Here is a 20185-nt window from a genome sequence, read left to right as displayed (position 1 = left end):
CACCGGCGTGGGCGCTGCCCTCAGCCCCCCACGGGGGGCCCCAGTGACTGAGACACGCCGTCGCCCACCAGCTCGGTGCGGTCGGCGGCCAGCAGCACGGCTCCCAGCAGGCTCGCGCGCTCACCCAACCGGCTCGCCAGCACCGGGGTCTGCGCCACGGCGCTGAGCGCGTGGCGGCGCAGGCCGATCCGCGCCGACTCGAGCAGCAGGTCGCCGGCACGCGCCATGTCGCCCCCGACCACGACCACATCGGGGTTGACCAGGTTGACGATGCTGGCGAGCCCCCATCCGAGGTGCAGTCCGGAGTCCTCGAAGACCCGGCGAGCGGCTACCGACCCGGCCACCGCGGCCTCGATGATGTCGTCGAGCGTGGCCTCGGGCAGCTGGACGGCCATCAGTGACTGCACGGTCTCCACGGACGTGTAGGCCTCCAGGCAGCCGCGGCTGCCGCAGCGGCAGATGGGGCCCTGCTCGTCGAGGGTGAGATGGCCGATCTCGCCGGCCGTGCCTCGGGCGCCGCGGAAGACCTCCCCGTCGATGATGATGCCGGCGCCGGCTCCGGAGGAGATCTTGACGAAGACCGAGCTGCCATGGCCGCGGGCGACGCCGCGCCGGTGCTCGGCCAGCGCCCCGAGGTTGGCGTCGTTCTCCACCGAGACCGGTGCTCCCAGGCAGTCCTGGGCGGCGGCCCGGGCGTCGACACCCTCCCAACCCGGGAAGATCTCGGAGGAGCCGACGACGTCGTCGGTGATCGGGGCCGGCAGCCCGAGGCCCACGTGGTGGACGCTGCCGGGCAGGCGGTCCTCCTCGTGGGGCAGGCCGAGGGCGTCGGCCAGCGAGAGCGCCATGTCGCGGGCCTGGGCGAGAGCGGTGTGGTGGTCCTGGCCGGCTCTGACGCGTCGGCGCTCCTCGCGCAACGGTCGGCCCGCCGTGTCCGCCATGGCCACCGCGACGTGGCTGTGGCCGAAGTCGATCCCGAGCACGTGACCGGCGCCGGCCGCCATCCGCACGGAGGACCCCCGACGCCCGCTCCCCGGGGCGGACTCCAGCAGGCCCGCGGTGCTCAGCTCGCGCACGATGCTGGAGACGGTCGCCGGCGCCAGACCGGTGGCGCGGGCCAGCTCGGCCTGGGTGTAGCTGTCGCCCTCGTGCTCCGGCAGCTCCTCGTGATGCTCGATCGGTCGGCCCCGCAGCACCGAGAGCACGCGCCGTTGGTTGGCCGTGCGCAGGGACGCGGTGGAACCTGGGGCCGGGGACACGGAGCTCATGGCCGAACTGTGACCCATGGCGCATCGGTCGTCAAGATTTGCGGCCGCGGTGTGTCGACAAACCTGGGGAGTCTCGAATTCGAGGGAAGTTTGTATTCATCTCTTGACGACAAGGCTGTGAGCCCCGACACTCGGTGCAGATCAGTCCCGGCCATCGGCCCACAGCTCGAGGAGAACCACGTGTCCACATCCCTGCCCCGCGTCGCGGCGCTCGCTGCCGTCCTCGTCCTCGGCGGTGCCGGCCTGTCGGCCTGCGGCGCCAACGAGGCCCAGGACTCCGGGTCCGACGGCGGCTCCTCGGCCTCCGGCGGCGGCAAGATCGCCCTGCTGCTCCCGGAGTCCAAGACCACCCGCTACGAAGCCTTCGACAAGCCCCTCTTCGAGGCCAAGGTCGCCGAGCTGTGCAGCGAGTGCGAGGTCGACTACTTCAACGCCGACCAGGACGAGCAGAAGCAGGCCCAGCAGATGACCAGTGCGCTGACCGCCGGCGCCGACGTCGTGGTCCTCGACCCGGTCAACGGCGCGGGTGCCACCGGGATGGTCACCGAGGCGCAGGACCAGGACGTCCCGGTCATCGCCTACGACCGCTTCATCGAGGGCGCCGACTACTACATGTCGTTCGACAACGAGACCGTCGGCCAGATGCAGGGCGAGGCGCTCATCGAGGCGATGGGCGACCAGGGCGACATCCTGATGCTCAACGGCGCGCCCAGCGACCCGAACGCCGCGCAGTTCAAGGCCGGCGCACACAGCGTCCTCGACTCGAGCGGGGTGAGCATCCTCGAGGAGTACGACAACCCCGACTGGAGCCCCGAGAACGCCCAGCAGTGGACGAGCGACCAGCTCAGCAAGTACAAGCCCTCGGAGATCGACGGCGTGTACGCCGCCAACGACGGCCAGGCCGGCGGTGTCGTCGCGGCCCTGACCGGGGCGGGCGTCTCGCGTGACTCGCTGCCCCCGATCACCGGCCAGGACGCCGAGATCGCCGCGATCCAGCGCATCCTCGCCGGCGAGCAGGCCCTCACCATCTACAAGCCCATCCCGATCGAGGCCGAGACCGCGGCCGAGGTCGCGGTCGAGCTGGCCACCGGCGAGGAGGTCGGCGAGACCACCGACACCGGGGTCACCCAGAGTGACTACAACGGGGTCACCTCCTACATCTTCGACCCGATCGCGGTCACCCAGGACAACGTCGCCGACACCGTCATCGCCGACGGCTTCTACGACGCCGCCGACATCTGCACCGGCGACTACGCGAAGGCCTGCCAGGAGGCTGGCATCTCCTGATGAGCACCATGACGACGCAGCCGGTCAGGGACACGAACGTCCTGTCCCTGACCGGCATCAACAAGCGCTTCGGTGCCGTCCAGGCGCTCACCGACGTCTCCTTGGAGGTGGCCGCCGGCGAGGTGGTCGCGCTCGTGGGCGACAACGGCGCCGGCAAGTCCACGCTGGTGAAGGTGATCGCCGGGGTCTACCAGCCCGACGGCGGCGACATCACCTTCGCCGGCCGCAAGGTCACCGTCGGTGGGCCCAAGGACGCGCAGACCCTCGGCATCGCGACGGTGTTCCAGGACCTGGCACTGTGCGACAACCTCGACGTCGTGGCCAACCTCTTCCTGGGCCAGGAGCGCTCGACCGGTCCGGTGCTCGACGAGATCGAGATGGAGAAGGAGGCGTGGCGGTTGCTGCGCACCTTGTCCGCCAAGATCCCCTCGGTGCGCATCCCGATCGCCGCCCTGTCGGGCGGCCAGCGCCAGACCGTGGCCATCGCTCGCTCGCTGGTCGGCAAGCCGCAGGTGGTCATGCTCGACGAGCCGACCGCCGCCCTCGGGGTCGCCCAGACGGCGGAGGTGCTCAACCTCGTCGAGCGGCTGCGCGAGACCGGGCTGGGGGTCATCCTGATCAGCCACAACATGGCCGACGTCCAGGCTGTGGCCGACCGCATCGTGGTGCTGCGCCTGGGGCGCAACGCCGCGGAGTTCCGCACCGAGGACGTGTCCACCGAGGAGCTGGTGGCCGCCATCACCGGCGCCTCCGACAACGTGGTGACCGCCCGCGCCCAGCGCACCGGCGCCCCGCAGACCCAGCCGGAGGTCGGTCATGAGTGAGACCCTCGCCAAGGACACCGACGACGCGACCCGGTCCGCGGTCGCGGCCGACGCCGCCGACGAGCGGCTGATCCGTCACCAGGGCCTGCAGGGCTACCTGCACGCCACGTGGGCCCGGCTGAAGGGCGGCGAGCTCGGCATGCTGCCGGTCGTCTTCGGGCTGATCGTCATCTGCCTGGTGTTCCAGCTGAACGAACCGACGTTCCTGTCCAGCCGCAACCTGGTCTCGATCACCCAGTTCGCCGCCCCTACCGGGGTCATCGCGCTGGGCATCGTGCTGGTCCTGCTGCTGGGCGAGATCGACCTCTCGGTCGGATCGGTCTCGGGCTTCGCCGCCGCGACCATGGCGGTGCTGGTGGTCAACCAGGGACAGTCACTGCTGTTCTCGATGCTCGCTGGCATCGGCGTCGGCCTGGCGATCGGCTGTCTCTACGCCTTCTTGTACGTCAAGATCGGCGTGCCCAGCTTCGTGTTCTCGCTCGCCGGGCTGCTCGCCTTCCAGGGCGCGCTGCTCTACGTGCTGGGTGACCAGGGCACCATCGTGCTGCCGCAGGACTCCGGGCTGCGCGAGTTCGCCCGCGACAAGTTCCTCACCGACGCGCAGGCCTACGGCCTGGTCGCGCTCGTGGTCGTGGGCTACGTCGCCAGCAAGCTGCTCGACATCCGTCGGCGCAAGGCGGCCGGGCTCACGCCCGGCAGCCCGGTGGCGGTCGCGGTCAAGGCCGCGCTGCTGGGTCTGGGCCTGGGCTACCTGACCTACTACCTGGGTATCGACCGGGGCTGGAGCTACCTGCCGGTGCTCTTCGCCTTCCTGGTGGTGGTGATGGACTTCGCGCTGCGCCGCACCCGGTGGGGACGCCACGTCTTCGCCACGGGCGGCAACGAGGAGGCGGCGAGACGCTCGGGCATCAAGGTGACCCGGGTCTACGTCTCGGTGTTCGCGCTGACCTCGTCGTTCGCGGCCCTGGGCGGCATCCTGCTGGCCGGGCAGCTGACCTCGGTGTCGCAGAGCAGCGGCACCACCGACACCAACCTGACGGCGATCGCCGCGGCGGTCATCGGCGGCACCAGCCTCTTCGGCGGGCGCGGGTCGGCGTACTCGGCGCTGCTCGGCATCATCGTGCTGCAGTCGATCCAGAGCGGGCTGAACCTGATGAACGTCGACTCGTCGGTGCGCTTCATCGTCACCGGCGCGGTGCTCCTGCTGGCGGTGGCCATCGACTCGGTCTCGCGCCGGGCGCGCTCCTCCAGCGGACGCGGTTAGCGCCCGACCAGTCACATCCGCACCATCGAGGCGTCAGTTCTGCACCCAGCCGGGTGCGGCGCTGACGCCTCGGTGGTTCAAGACTGACCGGTCGGTGGTTCGAAAGTGACTGCTCGGCCAGCTCAGCGGGCGGCGTAGAGGGTGGTGCGCTCGTGCACCGGCCGGCCGATGCCGGCGCCCATCGCGCGCAGCTCCTCGACCGTCTTGGCCGAGCCGTGCTCGGAGCCGGCCATCCGGCTGATGGTCTCCTCCATCAGCGTGCCGCCGAGGTCGTTGGCGCCGGCGCGGAGCATGGCCTGGGTGCCCTCGACGCCGAGCTTGACCCACGACGTCTGGATGTTGTCGACGCGCCCGTGCAGCAGGATGCGCGCCATCGCGTGCACCGCGAGGTTGTCGCGGTGGCTGGGGCCGGGACGGGCAACCCCGGCGAGGTAGATCGGCGAGGAGGTGTGCACGAACGGCAGCGGCACGAACTCGGTGAAGCCGCCGACGCCGGCCTCCCGGGCCCGGTCCTGGATGCCGGCGAGCACCCGCAGGTGGCCCACCCAGTGCCGCGGGTTGTCGACGTGGCCGTACATCATCGTGCTGGTCGTCGGCAGCCCGATGCGGTGGGCCGTGGAGACGATCTCGACCCAGGTGCTGGTGGGCAGCTTGCCCTTGGTCAGCACCCAGCGCACCTCGTCGTCGAGGATCTCTGCGGCAGTGCCGGGCAGCGAGCCGAGCCCGGCCTCGCGGGCCTTGATGAGGAAGTCCTCGATCGAGAGCCCGGTGCGCGCGGTGCCGTTGACGACCTCCATCGGGCTGAAGGCGTGCACGTGCATCTCGGGCACCCGCTGCTTCACCGCGGTGGCCAGGTCGAAGTACGCCGTCGCGGGCAGCTCGGGGTCGATGCCGCCCTGCATGCAGACCTCGCTGGCGCCGAGGTCCCAGGCCTCGGCGGCACGGTCGGCGACCTCGTCGAGCGAGAGCGTGTAGGAGTCGGCGTCGCTCTTGCGCTGCGCGAACGCGCAGAAGCGGCACCCGACGTAGCAGACGTTGGTGAAGTTGATGTTGCGGTTGACCACGTAGGTGACGTCGTCGCCCACCACGTCGGCGCGCAGCTGGTCGGCCAGCCGGCAGACCTCGTCGAGCAGCGGCCCCTCCGCGGTCATCAGGCTCAGCGCGTGCTCGTCGGAGAGCCCGCCCGGGTCGGCCTCGGCGGCCGCGAGCGCCTCGCGGCCCTCGGCGTGCAGCACCGCCGGGGCCCCGGTCGCCGACGCCGCGTCGCGCACCGACTCCCAGTCGCCGTAGACCTCGCTGAAGTCGGAGCGCCGGTCCTCGGTGCGCCCCTCGGTGTCGACGCTGGTGTGCAGGTCGGTGCGACCGGTCGACTCGAAGCCGCCGTCGGGCTCCTGCCACGCCCGCCCCTGCGGTCGTACGCCGTCGCGGGCCAGCCCGTCGGGGGCCGCGAGGGCCGCCACGTGGCCGGCGACCCGCGGGTCGAGCCAGGGGGCGCCGTCGTCGAGCGCGGCCCGCACGTGCTCGGGGTGCAGGGTCAGCCGTGCGGCGAGCCGGAAGCCCGCGGCGTCGCTGATCGCGCGCAGCCGCTCCAGCGAGGGCCAGGGCCGCTCGGGGTTGACGTGGTCGGGGGTCAGCGGCGAGACGCCGCCCCAGTCGTCGACACCGGCGCCGAGCAGCGCGTGGCACTCAGCGAGGTCGACGAGGTTGGGCGGCGCCTGCACCCGGGCCCGGGGCCCCAGGACGAGCCGGGTCACCGCGATGGCGGCGCGGTACTCGTCGAGGTCGAGGTCGTCGGTGTGGCGCATCGCCGTGTCGGGCTTGGCCCGGAAGTTCTGGACGATGACCTCCTGCACCGAGCCGTAGGCCTTCATCACCTTGCGCAGCGCGAAGACGGTCTCGGCCCGCTCGGCCAGCGTCTCGCCGATGCCGACCAGCAGCCCGGTGGTGAAGGGGATCGAGAGCCGGCCGGCGTCCTCCAGCACCCGCAGGCGCACCGCGGGGTCCTTGTCGGGGGAGCCGAAGTGCGCCTCGCCCCGGGTCTCGAAGAGCCGGCGCGAGGTGGTCTCGAGCATCATCCCCATCGACGGCGAGACCGGCTTGAGGCGGTTCATCTCCTCCCAGGTCATCACCCCCGGGTTGAGGTGGGGCAGCAGCCCGGTCTCCTCCAGCACCCGCACCGCCATCGCCCGCACGTAGGCCAGCGTGGAGTCGTAGCCCTGCTCGTCGAGCCACTCCTGGGCCTCGGGCCAGCGGTCCTCGGGCCGGTCGCCCAGGGTGAACAGCGCCTCCAGGCAGCCGAGCTCGGCGCCCTCACGGGCGATGTCGAGGATCTCGTCGGGGGAGAGGTACGGCGCCCGCCCCTCGCGCGCGGCCTGGCCCGGGGTCTCCACGAACGTGCAGTAGTGGCACCGGTCGCGGCACAGCCGGGTCACCGGGATGAAGACCTTGGGGGAGTAGGTCACCACCCCGGGGCGGCCAGCGGCCAGCAGCCCCGCGTCGCGCACCTGGGCGGCGGCGGCGCAGAGCCGGTCGAGGTCGTCGCCGGTCGCGGCGAGCAGCACCTCTGCCTCGGCGACGTCGAGGGCCGCACCGCGCTCGGCCCGCGCGAGCGCGCGGCGTACCTGCTGGGGCGTCGGCGCGGCATTCATCACCGCAGATTAACCGCGCCCCGATGTGGTCGGCGGGGCGGGCCACCGGTCGGGACGTCAGCCGGTGGCCTGCTCGGCGTGCGCGCCGCCGGAGGCGAGCTTGGAGGGCCACCAGGTGCGCGGGCCGACGAGGTAGCAGACCGCCGGCACCAGCAGCGAGCGCACCACCAGGGTGTCGAGCAGCACGCCGAAGGCGACGATGAAGGCGATCTGGGCCAGGAAGAGGATCGGCACCACGCCCAGCGCCGCGAAGGTCGCGGCCAGCACCACGCCCGCCGACGTGATCACGCCGCCGGTCACGGACAGGCCGCGCAGGATGCCCGGGCGGGTGCCCAGGCGCAGCGACTCCTCGCGCACCCGTGTCATCAGGAAGATCGAGTAGTCGATGCCCAGCGCGACCAGGAAGACGAACGCGATCAGCAGCGTCGAGGGGTCGCTGGCCGGGAAGCCGAATACGTGCTCGAAGACCAGCGCGCTGACACCCATCGTGGCGCCGAAGGACAGCACGTTGGCCAGGATGAGCAGGCCGGCCGCGGCCAGCGAGCGCAGCAGCAGGGCGAGCACCACGAAGATGACCACGAGGATCGCCGGGATCACCACGGCCCGGTCGCGGCTGGTGGTCTCGCGGGTGTCGAGCAGGGTCGCGGTGGAGCCGCCGACCAGGATCTCTTCGTCGACCTCGGAGAGGTCCGCGCGCAGCCGCTTGACCGTCTCGGTGGCGGCCTGCGTCTCGCTGCCGTCGGCGAGGTTGGCCAGCAGGATGCTGACGCCGTCGACGCTGCGCGGCTGGCGCGGGTCGTCGGCCTCGGGGATGGCGGCGATGGCGGGCTGCGGGCCGTCGCTCTGCTGGGAGACGCCCTCGTCGGCGCTGAGGACCTCGATGGCCGCGTCGATCTCGTCGGTCGGCACCACGATCTGCAGCGGGCTGGCGGTGTCGGCCTCGAAGTGCGCGTCGAGGACGTCCTGGGCGTCGACCGACTCCTCGGCGGTGAGGAAGAGGTCGGTCTGGGGGACGGGGTCCTCGTCGAGGGTGAAGGCGAACCCGGCGAAGACGGCCAGCACCAGCGTCGTCACCGTCGCGACCGCGACGGTCCGGTCACGCACCAGGTGGGCGACCCGGGCCCACAGGCCCTCGGTGTTCTTGTGCTCGGAGCCGTAGGCCGGCACGAGCGGCCAGAAGGCCCTGCGCCCCAGCAGCACCAGCGCCGCGGGCAGGAAGGTGAGCGAGACGAGCATCGCCGCGGCGATGCCGAGCGCGCCGACCGGGCCCAGGCCCTGCAGGCTCGCCAGGTCGGAGAGCAGCAGGCACAGCAGCCCCAGGATCACCGTCGCGCCCGAGGCGCCGACCGGCTCGACGACGGCGCGCAGCGAGGCGCGCATGGCGTCGTACGACGACTCCCGGTCGCGCAGCTCCTCGCGGAAGCGCGCGACCAGCAGCAGCGAGTAGTCGGTCGCGGCGCCGATGGCGAGGATGAAGAGGATGCCCTGGCTCTGGCCGTTGAGGGCCAGCAGGTCGGCCGAGGCGAGCGCGTAGATCGCCGCGGACGCCGCCCCCAGGCCCAGCACGGCCGAGAACAGCACCACGAAGGGCAGCACCGGGGTGCGGTAGACGACGACCAGGATGACCAGCACGACGCCCAGGGCGACCAGCAGCAGCAGGCCGTCGATGGCGCCGAACGCGTTGACCAGGTCGGCCAGGATGCCTCCGGGGCCGCCGACGAGGGCGGTGAGGCCCGCCGGCGGCTCGTCGAGCACCGCGCGCAGCGCCTCGACGCGCTCGATGATGACCTCGCCGTCGGTGGTGGCGACCTGCACGACGAGCTGGGCGGCCTCCCCGTCCTCGGAGGGCACCGGCCCCTGCACGCCCGTGACGTCCTCGACCTGGCCGAGCTCCTCGGCGTACGCCGCGATCGCCTGGCTGTCGGAGCCCTCGAGGCCGCCGTCGCGCTCGAAGACGACGGTGACCGGGATGGTCTCCTGGTCCTGGAACCCGGTGAGGGTCTCCAGGACCTGCGTCGACTCGGCCGTCCCCGGGAGGAAGGCCGCGTTGTCGTTCTCCTGCACGTTGCCGAGCTGGCCGGCGAACGAGCCCAGCGGGCCCCCGACGAACACCCACACGAGCACGATCAGCAGCGGCCAGACCCAACGTCGCTTCATGGGCAGCAGCCTGCCAGACCGCGGGAGCCCACCGAGGGGTGAGGAGGTTTCTTTAGATGCCGAGCCCGCGGCCGATGATCTCCTTCTGGATCTCGGTGGTGCCGCCGTAGATGGTCTGGATGCGGCTGTCGACGTAGGCCTTCGCGATGGGGTACTCCATCATGTAGCCGTAGCCGCCGTGCAGCTGCACGCCCTGGTCGACGAGCTTCTTCTGCAGCTCGGTGGTCCACCACTTGGCCATCGAGGCCAGCGAGGTGTCGACCTCGCCGGCGTTGAGCTTGGTGATGCACTCGTTGACGAAGGTGCGCGCGATGTAGACCTCGGTGGCCATCTCGGCCAGCAGGAACCGGTTGTGCTGGAACGTGCCGATCGGCTTGCCGAAGGCCTCGCGCTCCTTGGCGTAGCCCAGGCACAGGTCGAGCACGTGCTCGCAGGCCGCGACCGCGATGCAGGCGATGGAGACCCGCTCCTGGGGCAGGTTCTCCATCAGGTGGATGAAGCCGTGGCCCTCGGTGCCGAGCAGGTTGTCCTTGGGGACCTCGACGTTGTCGAAGAACAGCTCGGCGGTGTCCTGGGCCTTCAGGCCCATCTTGTCGAGGTTGCGACCGCGCTCGAAGCCGGCCATTCCGCGCTCGACGACCAGCAGGCTGAAGCCCATGTGCCCGGCGTCGGGGTCGGTCTTGGCGACCACGATCACGACGTCGCTCATGATGCCGTTGCTGATGAAGGTCTTGGAGCCGTTGAGCACCCAGTGGTCGCCCTTGTCGACGGCGCTGGTCTTGAGGCCCTGCAGGTCGGAGCCGGCGCCCGGCTCGGTCATCGCGATCGCGGAGATCAGCTCGCCGGAGACCAGGCCGGGCAGCCACCGCTGCTTCTGCTCCTCGGTGCCGAGGGAGGAGATGTAGGGGACGATGATGTCGGTGTGCACGGGGAAGCCCAGCCCGCTGGCGCCCACCTTCGAGATCTCCTCGGCGACGATGGCGTTGTAGCGGAAGTCGCGCACGCCCATGCCGCCGTACTGCTCCTCGACGTCGAAGCACAGCAGGCCCGCCTCGCCGGCCTTGCGCCACACCTCGCGGCTGACCTGGCCGTCCTTCTCCCACTGCTCGTGGTGGGGCACGACCTCCTTCTCCAGGAAGGCGCGCGCCATGGCGCGGAAGTCCTCGTGCTCCTGGGTGTTGATCGAGGTGGGCTGGGCCATCAGGTTGCCTCCGGTGTGGTGCCTGCCGCGGGTGCGGACCGTACGAGCAGAACTGTGACAGCAGAACTGTCACAATTCAAGCGTTAGAGTCCGGGCCATGACGGTGGGCAGCGAGGTCGAGGGCGCCGACGCGCTGCTGACGGTCGACGAGCTGGCCGCCGCCGTCGGGCTGACGGTGCGCACGACGCGCTACTACGCCAGCCTCGGCCTGCTGCCGCCGCCGCTGAAGCGGGGCCGCGTCGCCTACTACGACAGCGTGCACCGCGCCCGGCTCGAGCTGGTGCGCGCGCTGCAGGAGCACGGCTTCACCCTCCAGGCGATCGAGCGGTACGTCGCCTCGGTGCCGGCCACCGCGGGGGTCGAGGAGCTGGCGATGCAGCGGGCGATGCTGACCTCGTGGACCTCCCAGGCCCCCGAGGAGCTCGACCGCGCCGGGCTCGACGCCCGCGCGGGGCGTGCCCTGAGCGACGAGGACCTCGAGCTGCTGGAGCGGCTGGCGCTGCTCGACCCGGTGCCGGACGGGACGGACGGAACGGGCGGGCGCTACCGGGCGATGCCCAACCTCCAGATCGGCCTCGACCTGCTCGCGCTCGACGTGCCGCCCGAGAGCGTCGGCGCCGCCGGCGACGCGATCGCGCGCCACATGACCTCGCTGGTCGAGGAGCTCACCGACATCCTGCGCAGCGGCCTGCTGGCGCCGTACCGACGCGGCGAGCTCGGCCCGGGGGAGGCGGAGCGGATCGAGCGCGAGCTGCCGCAGCTGCGCCGGCTGACGCTCGAGGCGGTGGTGGCCGGCTTCCAGCGCGCCGCCAACGCCGTGATCACCCGGTCGCTGGCGCGCGACTGAGGCACCCTCAGCGGCGCATCACCCGGCGCGCGGCCCGGTTGCCGCCGAACTGCACGAGCTGCACGAAGGCGATGATCACGAGCACCGCGGCCCAGGTCACCAGCGGGTCGTACTGGCGGTAGCCGTAGGTGAGGGCGAAGGCGCCGAGCCCGCCGCCGCCGACCACGCCGGCGATCGCGGCCATGTCGACGATCGCGACGAAGGCGAAGGTGTAGCCCAGGATCAGCGGCCCGAACGCCTCGGGGAGCAGCACGGTCAGGGTGGTGCGCAGCCGCCCGGCGCCCATCGCGCGCGAGGCCTCGAGGACGCCCGGGTCGACCGAGACCAGGTTCTGCTCCACGATCCGGCTGATGCCGAAGGCGGCGGCCAGCGACAGCGCGAAGATCAGCGCCCGGTTGCCGATCCCGATGCCGACCACCAGGCGGGCCAGCGGCTGGGCGGCGGCGATGAAGATGACGAAGGGGATCGGGCGGAAGAAGTTGACGAGCAGGTTGAGCCCGACGTGCACCGCACGCTGGGGCGCGATGCCGCCGGCGCGCGTCGTGTAGAGCAGCACGCCGAGCAGCAGCCCGCCGGCGCCGCCGATGCCGAGGGTGACGGCGACGATGTAGAGGGTCTCCAGCGCCGCCTCGGCGAAGAGGGAGTCGAGCTCGATCAGGCGGTCCATCAGGACGGGCCTCCTTCGGTGATCTCGACGAGGGTGGCGGCGTGCCCGAGCGCGTCGGCCACGGCCTGCTCGTCGCCGGTGAGGGCGAAGGTGAGGTGGCCGAAGGTGCGCCCGCGGACGTCCTCGACCCCGCCGTGCACCAGCTCGAAGCCGACCCCGCGCTCGATGAACGCGGCGAAGACGTCGGCGGGCGAGGCGTGCTCGTCGCGGAACGACAGGGTCACCATCCGGCCCGGGTGGCGCTCGCGCAGCCGCTCGAGCGCCCGCGGGGGCGGGCCCTTCTCGACCAGGGTGCTGACGAAGCGCTGCGTGGCCGGGTGCTGCGGGGAGGCGAAGACGTCGTACGTCGCGCCGAGCTCGACGACGCGGCCGGCCTCCATCACCGCCACCCGGTCGGCCAGCGAGCGCACGACCTCCATCTCGTGGGTGATCAGCACGACGGTCAGGCCGAGCTCCTCGTTGACCCGTCGCAGCAGGCCCAGCACCTCCGCGGTGGTCTGCGGGTCGAGCGCGCTGGTCGGCTCGTCGGCGAGCAGGATGCGCGGCTCGGTGGCCAGCGCCCGGGCGATGCCCACCCGCTGCTTCTGCCCGCCCGAGAGCTGCTCGACGTGGGCGTGCGCCTTGTCGGCGAGCCCGACGAAGTGCAGCAGCTCGGAGATCCGCGCCCGGTGCTCGGCCTGGGGGACCCCGGCGACCTGCAGCGGGTAGGCGATGTTGCCCCACACGGTGCGCGAGGAGAAGAGGTTGAACTGCTGGAAGATCATCCCGATGTCGCGGCGCACCTCGCGCAGCGCCCGCTCCGACATCGAGCTGACCTCGTGGCCGGCGACGGTGACGCTGCCGCTGGTGGGCCGGTCGAGGGCGTTGACCAGGCGCAGCAGGGTCGACTTGCCGGCCCCGGAGTAGCCGACCACGCCCAGCACCTCGCCCTCGGCCACGTCGAGGTCGACGTGGTCGAGGGCGTGTACCGGCGTCCCGCGCCGGGAGCGGGCGGGGAAGGTGCGGCTCACGTCCGACAGGCGGATGAGCGGGGTGCTGGGGGCGGCGGCCACCCGGCTCAGCCCTGGTCGCGGGTGTCGGCCTCGACCTCGGCGAGCGAGGCCTGCAGCTGCTCGACCGGGGTGTCGAGCATGACGGCGGTGCCGCCCGAGACCTCGACCACGCCGTCCTGCACGGCCTGGGTCTCCTGGTAGATCTCCACGAGGCGCTGGTACGTCGGGTCGTCGAGGTCGTCGGCGCGCGCCGCGAAGACGTTGGCGTAGGGCAGCGCCGCGGAGTCGGACGGGTCGTCCTGGGCCAGGGCGTCGTCGAAGTCGAGACCGGCGCGCTCGACGAAGTCGTTGTTGACCACGGCCCCGGCGAGGTCGTCGAGCGACGTCGCGGTCAGGGCGGCGGCCAGCGCCTCGACCTGCACCCGCGAGGCGTCGGTGTCGACGTCGGCGAGGTCGGAGAAGATCGTGCCGCCGCTCTTGAGCTCGATGAGGCCGGCCGACTGCAGCAGCACCAGGGCGCGGGCCTGGTTGCTGGCGTCGTCGGGGACCGCGACGGTGGCGCCGTCGGGGATGTCCTCGACGGCGTCGTACTGCTTGGAGTGCAGGCCGAGGGGGTAGATCGCGGTGGCGCCGATGGGCTGCAGGTCCTCGCCGGTGGCGACGTTGTAGTCGGCCAGGAAGACGATGTGCTGGAACTGGTTGAGGTCGAGCTCGCCCTCGGCGACCGCCGGGTTGGGCTGGTTGTAGTCGGCGAAGTCGACGATCTCGACGTCGATGCCCTCGTCGGCGGCGGCCTCCTCGTAGGTGGCCCAGTAGGGGTCGCTGGCGCCGACGACGCCGATGCGCACGGTCTCGCCGCCGGCAGCGGTCGTGTCGTCGTCCCCGCCGGTGGTGGCCACGAGCACGCCGGCCACCACGGCCAGCGCCACGAGCCCGCCGAGCACGAGCGGCCAGCGGCGTCGGCGCGGCGCCTCGATGAGGTCGGGGGAGCCGCTGGTGGGGTCGGTGGGGGAGGTGTCGGGCATCAGGGGACCTTCCGGGTCTGCTGTGGGGGAACGTCGCTACAACTCGTGGCGGCCCGAGGCATTCCTGGTTTCGGCGGTTGGGCGGCGTCACCTGCGTCACACGCCCGCGGGGGAGGGGCGCTGCCCGGCCGCCTGGTTGGCTGGAGGCATGCGCATCTTCCTCACCGGTGGCAGCGGCAAGGCCGGCCGGCACGTCGCCCCCTTCCTGGCCGAGCAGGGCCACCAGGTCACCAACGCCGACCTCGTGCCGCTTGGCCACCCCGACGTGGCCGACCTGCGGGTCGACCTGACCGACGCCGGCCAGACGTACTCCGCGATGGCGGGGCTGGCGACCTTCGGCGAGCTCGACCTGCCCGAGCAGCCGTCGTACGACGCGGTGGTGCACCTCGCCGCCGTGCCGCGGATCCTGCTGACCCCGGACTCGACGGCGTACGAGACCAACGTGCTGAGCACCTACCACGTGCTCGAGGCGGCGACCCGGCTCGGCGTGCGCAAGGTCGTCTTCGCCTCCTCCGAGACGACGTACGGCGTCTGCTTCGCGCAGGGCGAGCGCAAGCCGCTCTACGTGCCGGTCGACGAGGAGCACCCGACGGTGCCGGAGGACTCCTACGCGATGTCGAAGGTCGCCAACGAGGTGACGGCGCGCTCCTTCCAGGCCCGCACCGGCGCCGACGTCTACGGGCTGCGGATCAACAACGTGATCGAGCCCCACGAGTACGCCGAGATGTTCCCCCCGTTCCTGGAGGACCCGGCGCTGCGGCGGCGCAACATCTTCGCCTACATCGACGTGCGCGACCTCGGCCAGATGGTGCAGCGCTGCCTGGAGACCGACGGGCTGGGCTACGAGGTCTTCAACGTCGCCAACGCCGACATGTCGGTCGCCGCGACCACCGACGAGGTCCGGGAGCGCTTCTACGAGGGCGTCGAGCAGCGCAGGGCGATGGGGCGCGACGAGACCTTCTACTCCATCGACAAGGCGCGCGAGCTGGTCGGCTTCGACCCCCGGCACTCGTGGCGCGACGTGCTCGCCGACCCGGGGGCGTCCTCGTGACCCGGCTCGACGAGCGCGTCACCTCCCCGCCGTGCGAGCGGTGCGGGCAGCCGGTCGGGGCTGAGCGGCTGGCCGCGCTGCCGCGGGCCACGACCTGCATCGCGTGCGCCAGCCTGCGCAAGCGGCCCTCGCGGGGGCAGACCTGCTCCTGAGGGCGGGCGGGTGCTTCCGACGGGGCGGCGGGTGCCGCAGGATGGACCCATGCAGCTGCGAGTACTGAGGACGACCACCGGTGCGCTGCTGGCGGGCTCCGGAGCCTTGATGGCCGCGGCGTCGTGGCAGCGATGGGCCGGCGTGTGCGGCTGGGGCGACGTCGACAGCGCCGGCTGCCTGGAACGGCAGGACCACCGGTACGACGTCCTGGCCCCCGCGGCGCCGTGGGAGCCGGTGGGCATCGCGTCGGAGCTCGCCGGGGCCTCGCTGCTGGTGCTCGCGGCCGCGCTGGTGCTGCTGCCGTGGGCGCTCACTGGTCGCCGGCCCGGGCCGGTGTCGGCGGGGGCGGCGGCCGGCGCCGCGGTGGGCTCGGCTGCGATGGGCGTGACCGCCCTCGGCTCCGGTCTCTCGGGCGAGGTGGTCGAGCCCGTCGGCGGCGACGTGACGATCTGGGTGTGGCTGCTGCTGACCCCGGTGGTGCTGGTCCACCTCGCGGTGCTCGCGCACGGCTGGCGGCGCACAGCGGCGGTCCTGCTCGTGCTCGGGGCCCAGCCGGTGGCCCTGTTCTCCTACGCCATGGGTCCCTACGACGCCCGGCCGTGGTGGGAGGCGGTCTCCGGGCTGCTCGTCGTGGCCGCGGGAGCGTGCGTTGTGGGCGCCGGCCCTGCCGGCCGTCGCCCGGACGGTGTTGGGTCGAGCCCGGCTAGCTCCACGTCACGTGCAGGGCGCGAGGAAGTCCCCACACCCCCCGTGCGGTGAGCCGGTCGTCGGCGTCCAGCACGCCGAGGTCCTGCCACTGGGGGCCCAGGTGCAGCAGGGCGGCCTCCAGCACCGCCAGGTGACCGGACGGGTCCTCGATCTCGCCGTCGACGTCCTCGAGGTGGGCGATGTCGCGCTGCACCTCGGCCGGGTCCAGGGCACTGCCCGGCCCGCGTCGTCGGACGCCGAGCGCCAGGCCCAACCAGTCGACGTGCTCCAGCGCCATCACCGCGCTGGCCGACTCGATGTCCTCCGGGTCGGGCAGGTCGGAGGGTGAGATGGTCTCGGTGAGCGCGTCGAGCCAGCGGGCGTCGTCGGGGCTGACCTCGTCGCCCAGGCCGGGCACGCGCTCGGCGAGGTACGCCGCCGCCTCGCGGTCCTCGGCCGCCCACTCCTCGAGCCAGCTGTCGGCCTCTGCGTCGTCGATGTCCCACCCGTCAGCCATGGGGGCAGGGTAGCGGCGCCACTGCTCAGGCGGCGTAGTCGATGTCGAGGGTCCAGTCGGGCTTGTAGATCTCGAAGGTCGAGCGGGGTCGGGTCGGCGGTGGTGGGCCGGGTGGGGCGAGGGTGCGGGTGCCGGTGTGGTCGACGAGGTAGGTGTGGTCGTGGGCGTCGCGCCACAGGTAGATGCCGGGGAAGGGTTGTCGGACCTGCCAGTCGCCGTGGGTCTTGACCCGGTGGTGGGCGGTGGTGAGGGGGCCGTAGTTGCCGACCTGGCTGGGCCCGCCGCGTGCATGGGGGTCGGTGTGGTCGGTCTGCATGGTGCGGCTGGTGCAGGCGCCCCAGGGGAAGCAGTCGGCCGGGGTCATCAGCTGCACCGCGCGGCGGTGCCGGGCCGGGATCTCGTAGGCATCGACCGGGCTCTGGTCGGCCAGATCGATGACGGGGCGCACCACGAACCGCGCGAAGCGCCCCAGCACCCCGCGCAGCCAGGACTCGGTGACCGGGCCGTGGCCCTCCACGCGCGCGACCCGGTCCAGCTCCTCGCCCTCGGCGTCGATGTCGCGGGCACCGGCCGCCGTACCGCCGTCGTGCAGGTGCACGAACAGGGTCACGTCGGGCATCAGGTCCCGCAGGTCCACACCGGCCTCACCGGCCCGTGCGGCCGCGGCCGGGTCGGCCAGCAGCGCCACCGCGTGCACCCGCAGGTCATCCAGATGTCCCGGGCCGTCGGGATCGTCGGGTCCCGTGTCGCTGACCGGGTCGGGCTGGGTGGCGCGCAGGCGGCGGGCGAGCTCGGTGACCGCGCCGTCGAGGGCCTCGATGACCGGGAGCGGGGCGCGGATGAGGAAGCTGGCCATCCCGTTCTCGCTGGTCCCGATCCGCTTGGCGAACCGTGCCTTCGCGCGGCGTTCGTCGGCCTCGCGGGCCAGCGCCGGCGCTGCCGCGGCGACCTTGCCCTCGACCAGTGCCGCGAACCTGCTCCACGGGAGCCGGCCGTCCGCGGACTCGGCGACCTCACCGTCGACCCACGCGGCCTCGGCCTTCGACAGGTGGCGGGTCTTGTCGGCCACGTGGATGGCGTAGGAGTCGCGGACCTCCAGGGCCTGCACCCGTGACCACAGCAACGGCAGGCGGAGCCGCAGATCGAGCGCCGCGGCCATCAACCGCCGCCCCGCGTACGACGTGCGCCCGATCGCGGCACCGAACGTCGCGGCCGCGAACTCGGTGACCTCCGGGGTGCCGTCCCCGCCGTAGGCACGCGCCTGCTCCCGACCCGCCTTGACCGCTGCACGGGGGCTGAGCCGCTGCTGGGGGTGCCCGATGGCCCACTCGTAGGCCAGCACCAACAGCTCCACCCCAGCCCGGCGCTGGTCATCCGCGCACGCCGCCGCCCTGGCGAGGATCTGCTCCTCCACCAGGTCGCTCACCGGGGCCGCGCTGCTCATGCCTTCACCCAAGCACCCGGCACCGACAGTCCCGACGCACCTGCCCTGACCTGCGCCAACCCGTCGACCCGCAGGCCGCGGTGTGCTGAGATGTGGCGGTCCACGACAGGAGATGGCAGTGGCAGGTGAGCGCTTCGGCCGCTTCTGGGCGGCAGCGACCATCAGCTCGTTCGGCACGGCGGTCACGGCCGTGGCGATGCCCGTGCTGGTGGTCCGCGAGCTGGAGGCATCGGCGCTCGCCGTGGGCGTCGTCAATGCTGCCCAGTTCCTTCCCTACGCGGCGCTGGGGCTGGTGGCCGGGGCCTACGCCGACAGGTGGCGACGCCAGCGGGTCCTGGTGTGGAGCAGCCTCGGGCGGGCCCTCGCGCTGGGCGCGATCCCGGTGCTGTGGGCGAGCGGGCTGCTCGGCGTGTGGTCACTCGTCGTGCTGCTGCTGGCCTTCGGCGCGTTCTCGGTGTTCGGGTTCGCTGCCACCCAGTCCCTGCTGCCGCGCCTGGTTCCTCGCTGTCGACTGGTCGCAGCCAACGCCAGGCTCGACCAGGGCGACGCCTCGGCGCAGACGTTCGGTCCGGCTCTGGGTGGCGGACTGGTGGGCTTGCTGGGCGCGCCCGTGGCCATCGCCGTCGACGCGGTCAGCTACCTGGTCGATGCCCTCCTCAACGCCAGGCTCGGCATCGACGACAGCCCACCGGAACGCACAGCAGATCGGCACCTGCGCCGGGAGATCGGTGAAGGCCTGCGGTGGACCTACCGGCATCCCACGCTCGGACCGTTGGCGGTGTCCACCCACGTCTGGTTCCTCGCCAACGGGGCAGCCTTCACCGCACTCGCAATCGTGGCCCTGCGGGAGATGGCTCTCCCGGCGGTCGTCTTCGGCCTCCTCGTCGCCACAGGTGGTGTCGCGCGGCTCCTCGGAGCGACGCTCGCGCCCGCGATGGGACGCAGGCTCGGCACCGGTCCCACGATCATCACGACCCGGGCGGTGCACCCCGGGGCCTGGGTGCTGGTGGCCATCGCTCCCCAGGTGCCCGCCGGGGTCGCCCTGCTCGGTGCAGCGCTCGCGCTGCAGGGCCTGGCCATGGGGGCCGAGAACGCCAACGACACCGGCTACTGGCAGCTCGTCACGCCGGACAGGCAGCTGGGCCGGGCGAACGCGACGCGTCGATCGGTCAACCGGACCGCCGGTGCGCTCGGAGCGATCCTGGGGGGCGCGGCCCTGACGGTCTTCGACCAGGGGCCGACCCTGCTCGGCATCGCAGCCGTGTTCGGGATCTCGGCGGTGATCGTGGCGCTGTCCCCGATCCGACGCGTGCGCAGCGTCTGACCCCGATCACACCCCCAGCGGCTGCTCCGGCTCGAACTGCGCGAGCATCGCCTCCAGCGCGGCCTGGTCGGGGCCGACGAACGGCGGCGAGTCGGGCGCCTCGTGCAGCATCGCCAGCAGGGCCTCGTTGAGCCCGCGGGCCGGGGGCAGGTGGGTGCTGAAGATCGTCGACGGGTCGATCGCCCGGATCGGGTCGACGGTCGCCCGGTACTTCGCCGGGTCGACGGTGTGCACCCAGGGGCTGTCGACGCCCGCCCACAGCAGCTGGCCGCCACGCAGGTCGTCGGGGTCGACCTCGCGCACGTCGCCGGCCAGGGCCAGCTCGCCCGTGGGCAGTGGTGCGCCGAAGCAGTCGGAGGAGAAGAGCGCCCCCGTCCGGTGGTCGACCACGCCCACCGTGGCCGGGTTGTCGAAGAGCGGCGGACGCAGCCCCGACAGCTCGCGGTCGCCGACGTCGAGTCGCTGCCCGGGGTTGAGCAGGTGGACCCGGTCCATGGGCAGCGGCCGCTCGGTGCTCAGGATGCCGGCGCCGATGAAGGTGGTCACCACCCGAGCCCGAGGCGCCGCTGCGAGCAGGTCGAAGAGCCCGCCGGTGTGGTCGCGGTCGGGGTGGGTCAGCCAGATCCAACGGACGTCGGCGGGGTCGATCACCTCGCCCAGCCACGTGACGAAGTCCTTGTCGTCGGTGCTCAGGCCGGTGTCGATCACGACCGGCTGCTCGGCGTGGACCACGAAGGCGTTGACGGGCAGGAAGCCCAGCCCGGGGATCTCGCTCATGTCGTTGAGGACGGTGACGTCCTGGTCGGTGCGGTGGGTGTGCATCGTCGTC

General features: G+C 72.4%; 18 protein-coding genes. 8 read left to right on the top strand and 10 right to left on the bottom strand.

The window, feature by feature from the left end; translation table 11 throughout:
* Positions 1-20: 20 nt before the first annotated feature.
* Complete coding sequence (locus tag OCU29_RS18160) at positions 21-1268, bottom strand: ROK family transcriptional regulator (RefSeq protein WP_261821028.1); 1248 nt, start codon at positions 1266-1268, stop codon at positions 21-23.
* Between the two features lie 180 nt (positions 1269-1448).
* Between OCU29_RS18160 and OCU29_RS18155 the strand changes: the two genes are divergently transcribed.
* Genes OCU29_RS18155 through OCU29_RS18145 form a run of 3 tightly spaced genes read left to right on the top strand, consistent with a single transcriptional unit; the run spans position 1449 to position 4643 of the window.
* On the top strand, positions 1449-2555 hold the full coding sequence (locus OCU29_RS18155; protein ID WP_261821027.1) for a substrate-binding domain-containing protein: 1107 nt from the start codon (positions 1449-1451) through the stop codon (positions 2553-2555).
* A complete protein-coding gene (locus OCU29_RS18150) occupies positions 2555-3379 on the top strand; it encodes an ATP-binding cassette domain-containing protein (protein ID WP_261821026.1) in 825 nt (274 codons plus the stop codon). The genes OCU29_RS18155 and OCU29_RS18150 overlap by 1 nt, the downstream gene beginning before the upstream one ends.
* Positions 3372-4643: a sugar ABC transporter permease gene (locus OCU29_RS18145; protein WP_261821025.1), complete on the top strand. Its 1272-nt coding sequence runs from the start codon at positions 3372-3374 to the stop codon at positions 4641-4643. Before OCU29_RS18150 ends, OCU29_RS18145 begins: the two co-directional genes overlap by 8 nt.
* Positions 4644-4765: 122 nt before the next feature.
* On the opposite strand, the gene OCU29_RS18140 is transcribed toward OCU29_RS18145, so the two are convergent.
* The 3 genes from OCU29_RS18140 to OCU29_RS18130 are packed head-to-tail and all read right to left on the bottom strand — an operon-like array spanning position 4766 to position 10649.
* Positions 4766-7291: a bifunctional FO biosynthesis protein CofGH gene (locus OCU29_RS18140; protein ID WP_261821024.1), complete on the bottom strand. Its 2526-nt coding sequence runs from the start codon at positions 7289-7291 to the stop codon at positions 4766-4768.
* 57 nt (positions 7292-7348) lie between these two features.
* A complete protein-coding gene (locus OCU29_RS18135) occupies positions 7349-9448 on the bottom strand; it encodes an MMPL family transporter (RefSeq protein ID WP_261821023.1) in 2100 nt (699 codons plus the stop codon).
* 52 nt (positions 9449-9500) lie between these two features.
* Positions 9501-10649 (bottom strand): acyl-CoA dehydrogenase family protein, encoded by a 1149-nt coding sequence (locus OCU29_RS18130; RefSeq protein WP_261821022.1) that lies wholly within the window; start codon positions 10647-10649, stop codon positions 9501-9503.
* 97 nt (positions 10650-10746) lie between these two features.
* On the opposite strand from OCU29_RS18130, the gene OCU29_RS18125 reads away from it, so the two are divergent.
* Positions 10747-11496: a MerR family transcriptional regulator gene (locus OCU29_RS18125; protein ID WP_261821021.1), complete on the top strand. Its 750-nt coding sequence runs from the start codon at positions 10747-10749 to the stop codon at positions 11494-11496.
* Positions 11497-11503: 7 nt separating this feature from the next.
* On the opposite strand, the gene OCU29_RS18120 is transcribed toward OCU29_RS18125, so the two are convergent.
* Genes OCU29_RS18120 through OCU29_RS18110 form a run of 3 tightly spaced genes read right to left on the bottom strand, consistent with a single transcriptional unit; the run spans position 11504 to position 14180 of the window.
* Positions 11504-12163, bottom strand: a complete 660-nt coding sequence (locus tag OCU29_RS18120; protein ID WP_179614088.1) for a methionine ABC transporter permease — start codon at positions 12161-12163, stop codon at positions 11504-11506.
* Positions 12163-13173 carry a methionine ABC transporter ATP-binding protein gene (locus tag OCU29_RS18115; protein ID WP_261821020.1) on the bottom strand — a complete coding sequence of 337 codons (1011 nt, stop codon included), beginning with the start codon at positions 13171-13173 and terminating at the stop codon, positions 12163-12165. Before OCU29_RS18115 ends, OCU29_RS18120 begins: the two co-directional genes overlap by 1 nt.
* Before the next feature lie 47 nt (positions 13174-13220).
* Complete coding sequence (locus OCU29_RS18110) at positions 13221-14180, bottom strand: MetQ/NlpA family ABC transporter substrate-binding protein (protein WP_261821019.1); 960 nt, start codon at positions 14178-14180, stop codon at positions 13221-13223.
* Between the two features lie 148 nt (positions 14181-14328).
* Between OCU29_RS18110 and OCU29_RS18105 the strand changes: the two genes are divergently transcribed.
* Genes OCU29_RS18105 through OCU29_RS18095 form a run of 3 tightly spaced genes read left to right on the top strand, consistent with a single transcriptional unit; the run spans position 14329 to position 16143 of the window.
* The gene (locus OCU29_RS18105) at positions 14329-15231 is read left to right on the top strand and encodes an NAD(P)-dependent oxidoreductase (RefSeq protein WP_261821018.1); all 903 of its coding nucleotides are present in this window, start codon (positions 14329-14331) and stop codon (positions 15229-15231) included.
* Complete coding sequence (locus OCU29_RS18100; RefSeq protein ID WP_261821017.1) at positions 15228-15383, top strand: TraR/DksA C4-type zinc finger protein; 156 nt, start codon at positions 15228-15230, stop codon at positions 15381-15383. Before OCU29_RS18105 ends, OCU29_RS18100 begins: the two co-directional genes overlap by 4 nt.
* Before the next feature lie 49 nt (positions 15384-15432).
* Positions 15433-16143, top strand: coding sequence for a hypothetical protein (locus OCU29_RS18095; protein ID WP_261821016.1), 711 nt, complete (start codon positions 15433-15435; stop codon positions 16141-16143).
* On the opposite strand, the gene OCU29_RS18090 is transcribed toward OCU29_RS18095, so the two are convergent.
* Both OCU29_RS18090 and OCU29_RS18085 read right to left on the bottom strand, forming a co-directional pair.
* Positions 16088-16588 (bottom strand): hypothetical protein, encoded by a 501-nt coding sequence (locus OCU29_RS18090; protein WP_261821015.1) that lies wholly within the window; start codon positions 16586-16588, stop codon positions 16088-16090. The genes OCU29_RS18095 and OCU29_RS18090 overlap by 56 nt on opposite strands.
* A 25-nt stretch (positions 16589-16613) precedes the next feature.
* A complete protein-coding gene (locus OCU29_RS18085; protein ID WP_261821014.1) occupies positions 16614-18032 on the bottom strand; it encodes a hypothetical protein in 1419 nt (472 codons plus the stop codon).
* A gap of 118 nt (positions 18033-18150) precedes the next feature.
* On the opposite strand from OCU29_RS18085, the gene OCU29_RS18080 reads away from it, so the two are divergent.
* Positions 18151-19356 (top strand): MFS transporter, encoded by a 1206-nt coding sequence (locus OCU29_RS18080; RefSeq protein ID WP_261821013.1) that lies wholly within the window; start codon positions 18151-18153, stop codon positions 19354-19356.
* 6 nt (positions 19357-19362) lie between these two features.
* Here the strand turns inward: OCU29_RS18080 and OCU29_RS18075 are convergent, their stop codons facing one another.
* Positions 19363-20178: an MBL fold metallo-hydrolase gene (locus OCU29_RS18075; protein ID WP_261821012.1), complete on the bottom strand. Its 816-nt coding sequence runs from the start codon at positions 20176-20178 to the stop codon at positions 19363-19365.
* Positions 20179-20185 lie beyond the last annotated feature (7 nt).

This window comes from Nocardioides sp. OK12 (assembly GCF_024341885.1).
Lineage (GTDB): Bacteria > Actinomycetota > Actinomycetes > Propionibacteriales > Nocardioidaceae > Nocardioides > Nocardioides marinisabuli.
Note: the sequence above shows the minus strand (reverse complement) of the source record. Positions and strands in the feature narration are given on the sequence as shown.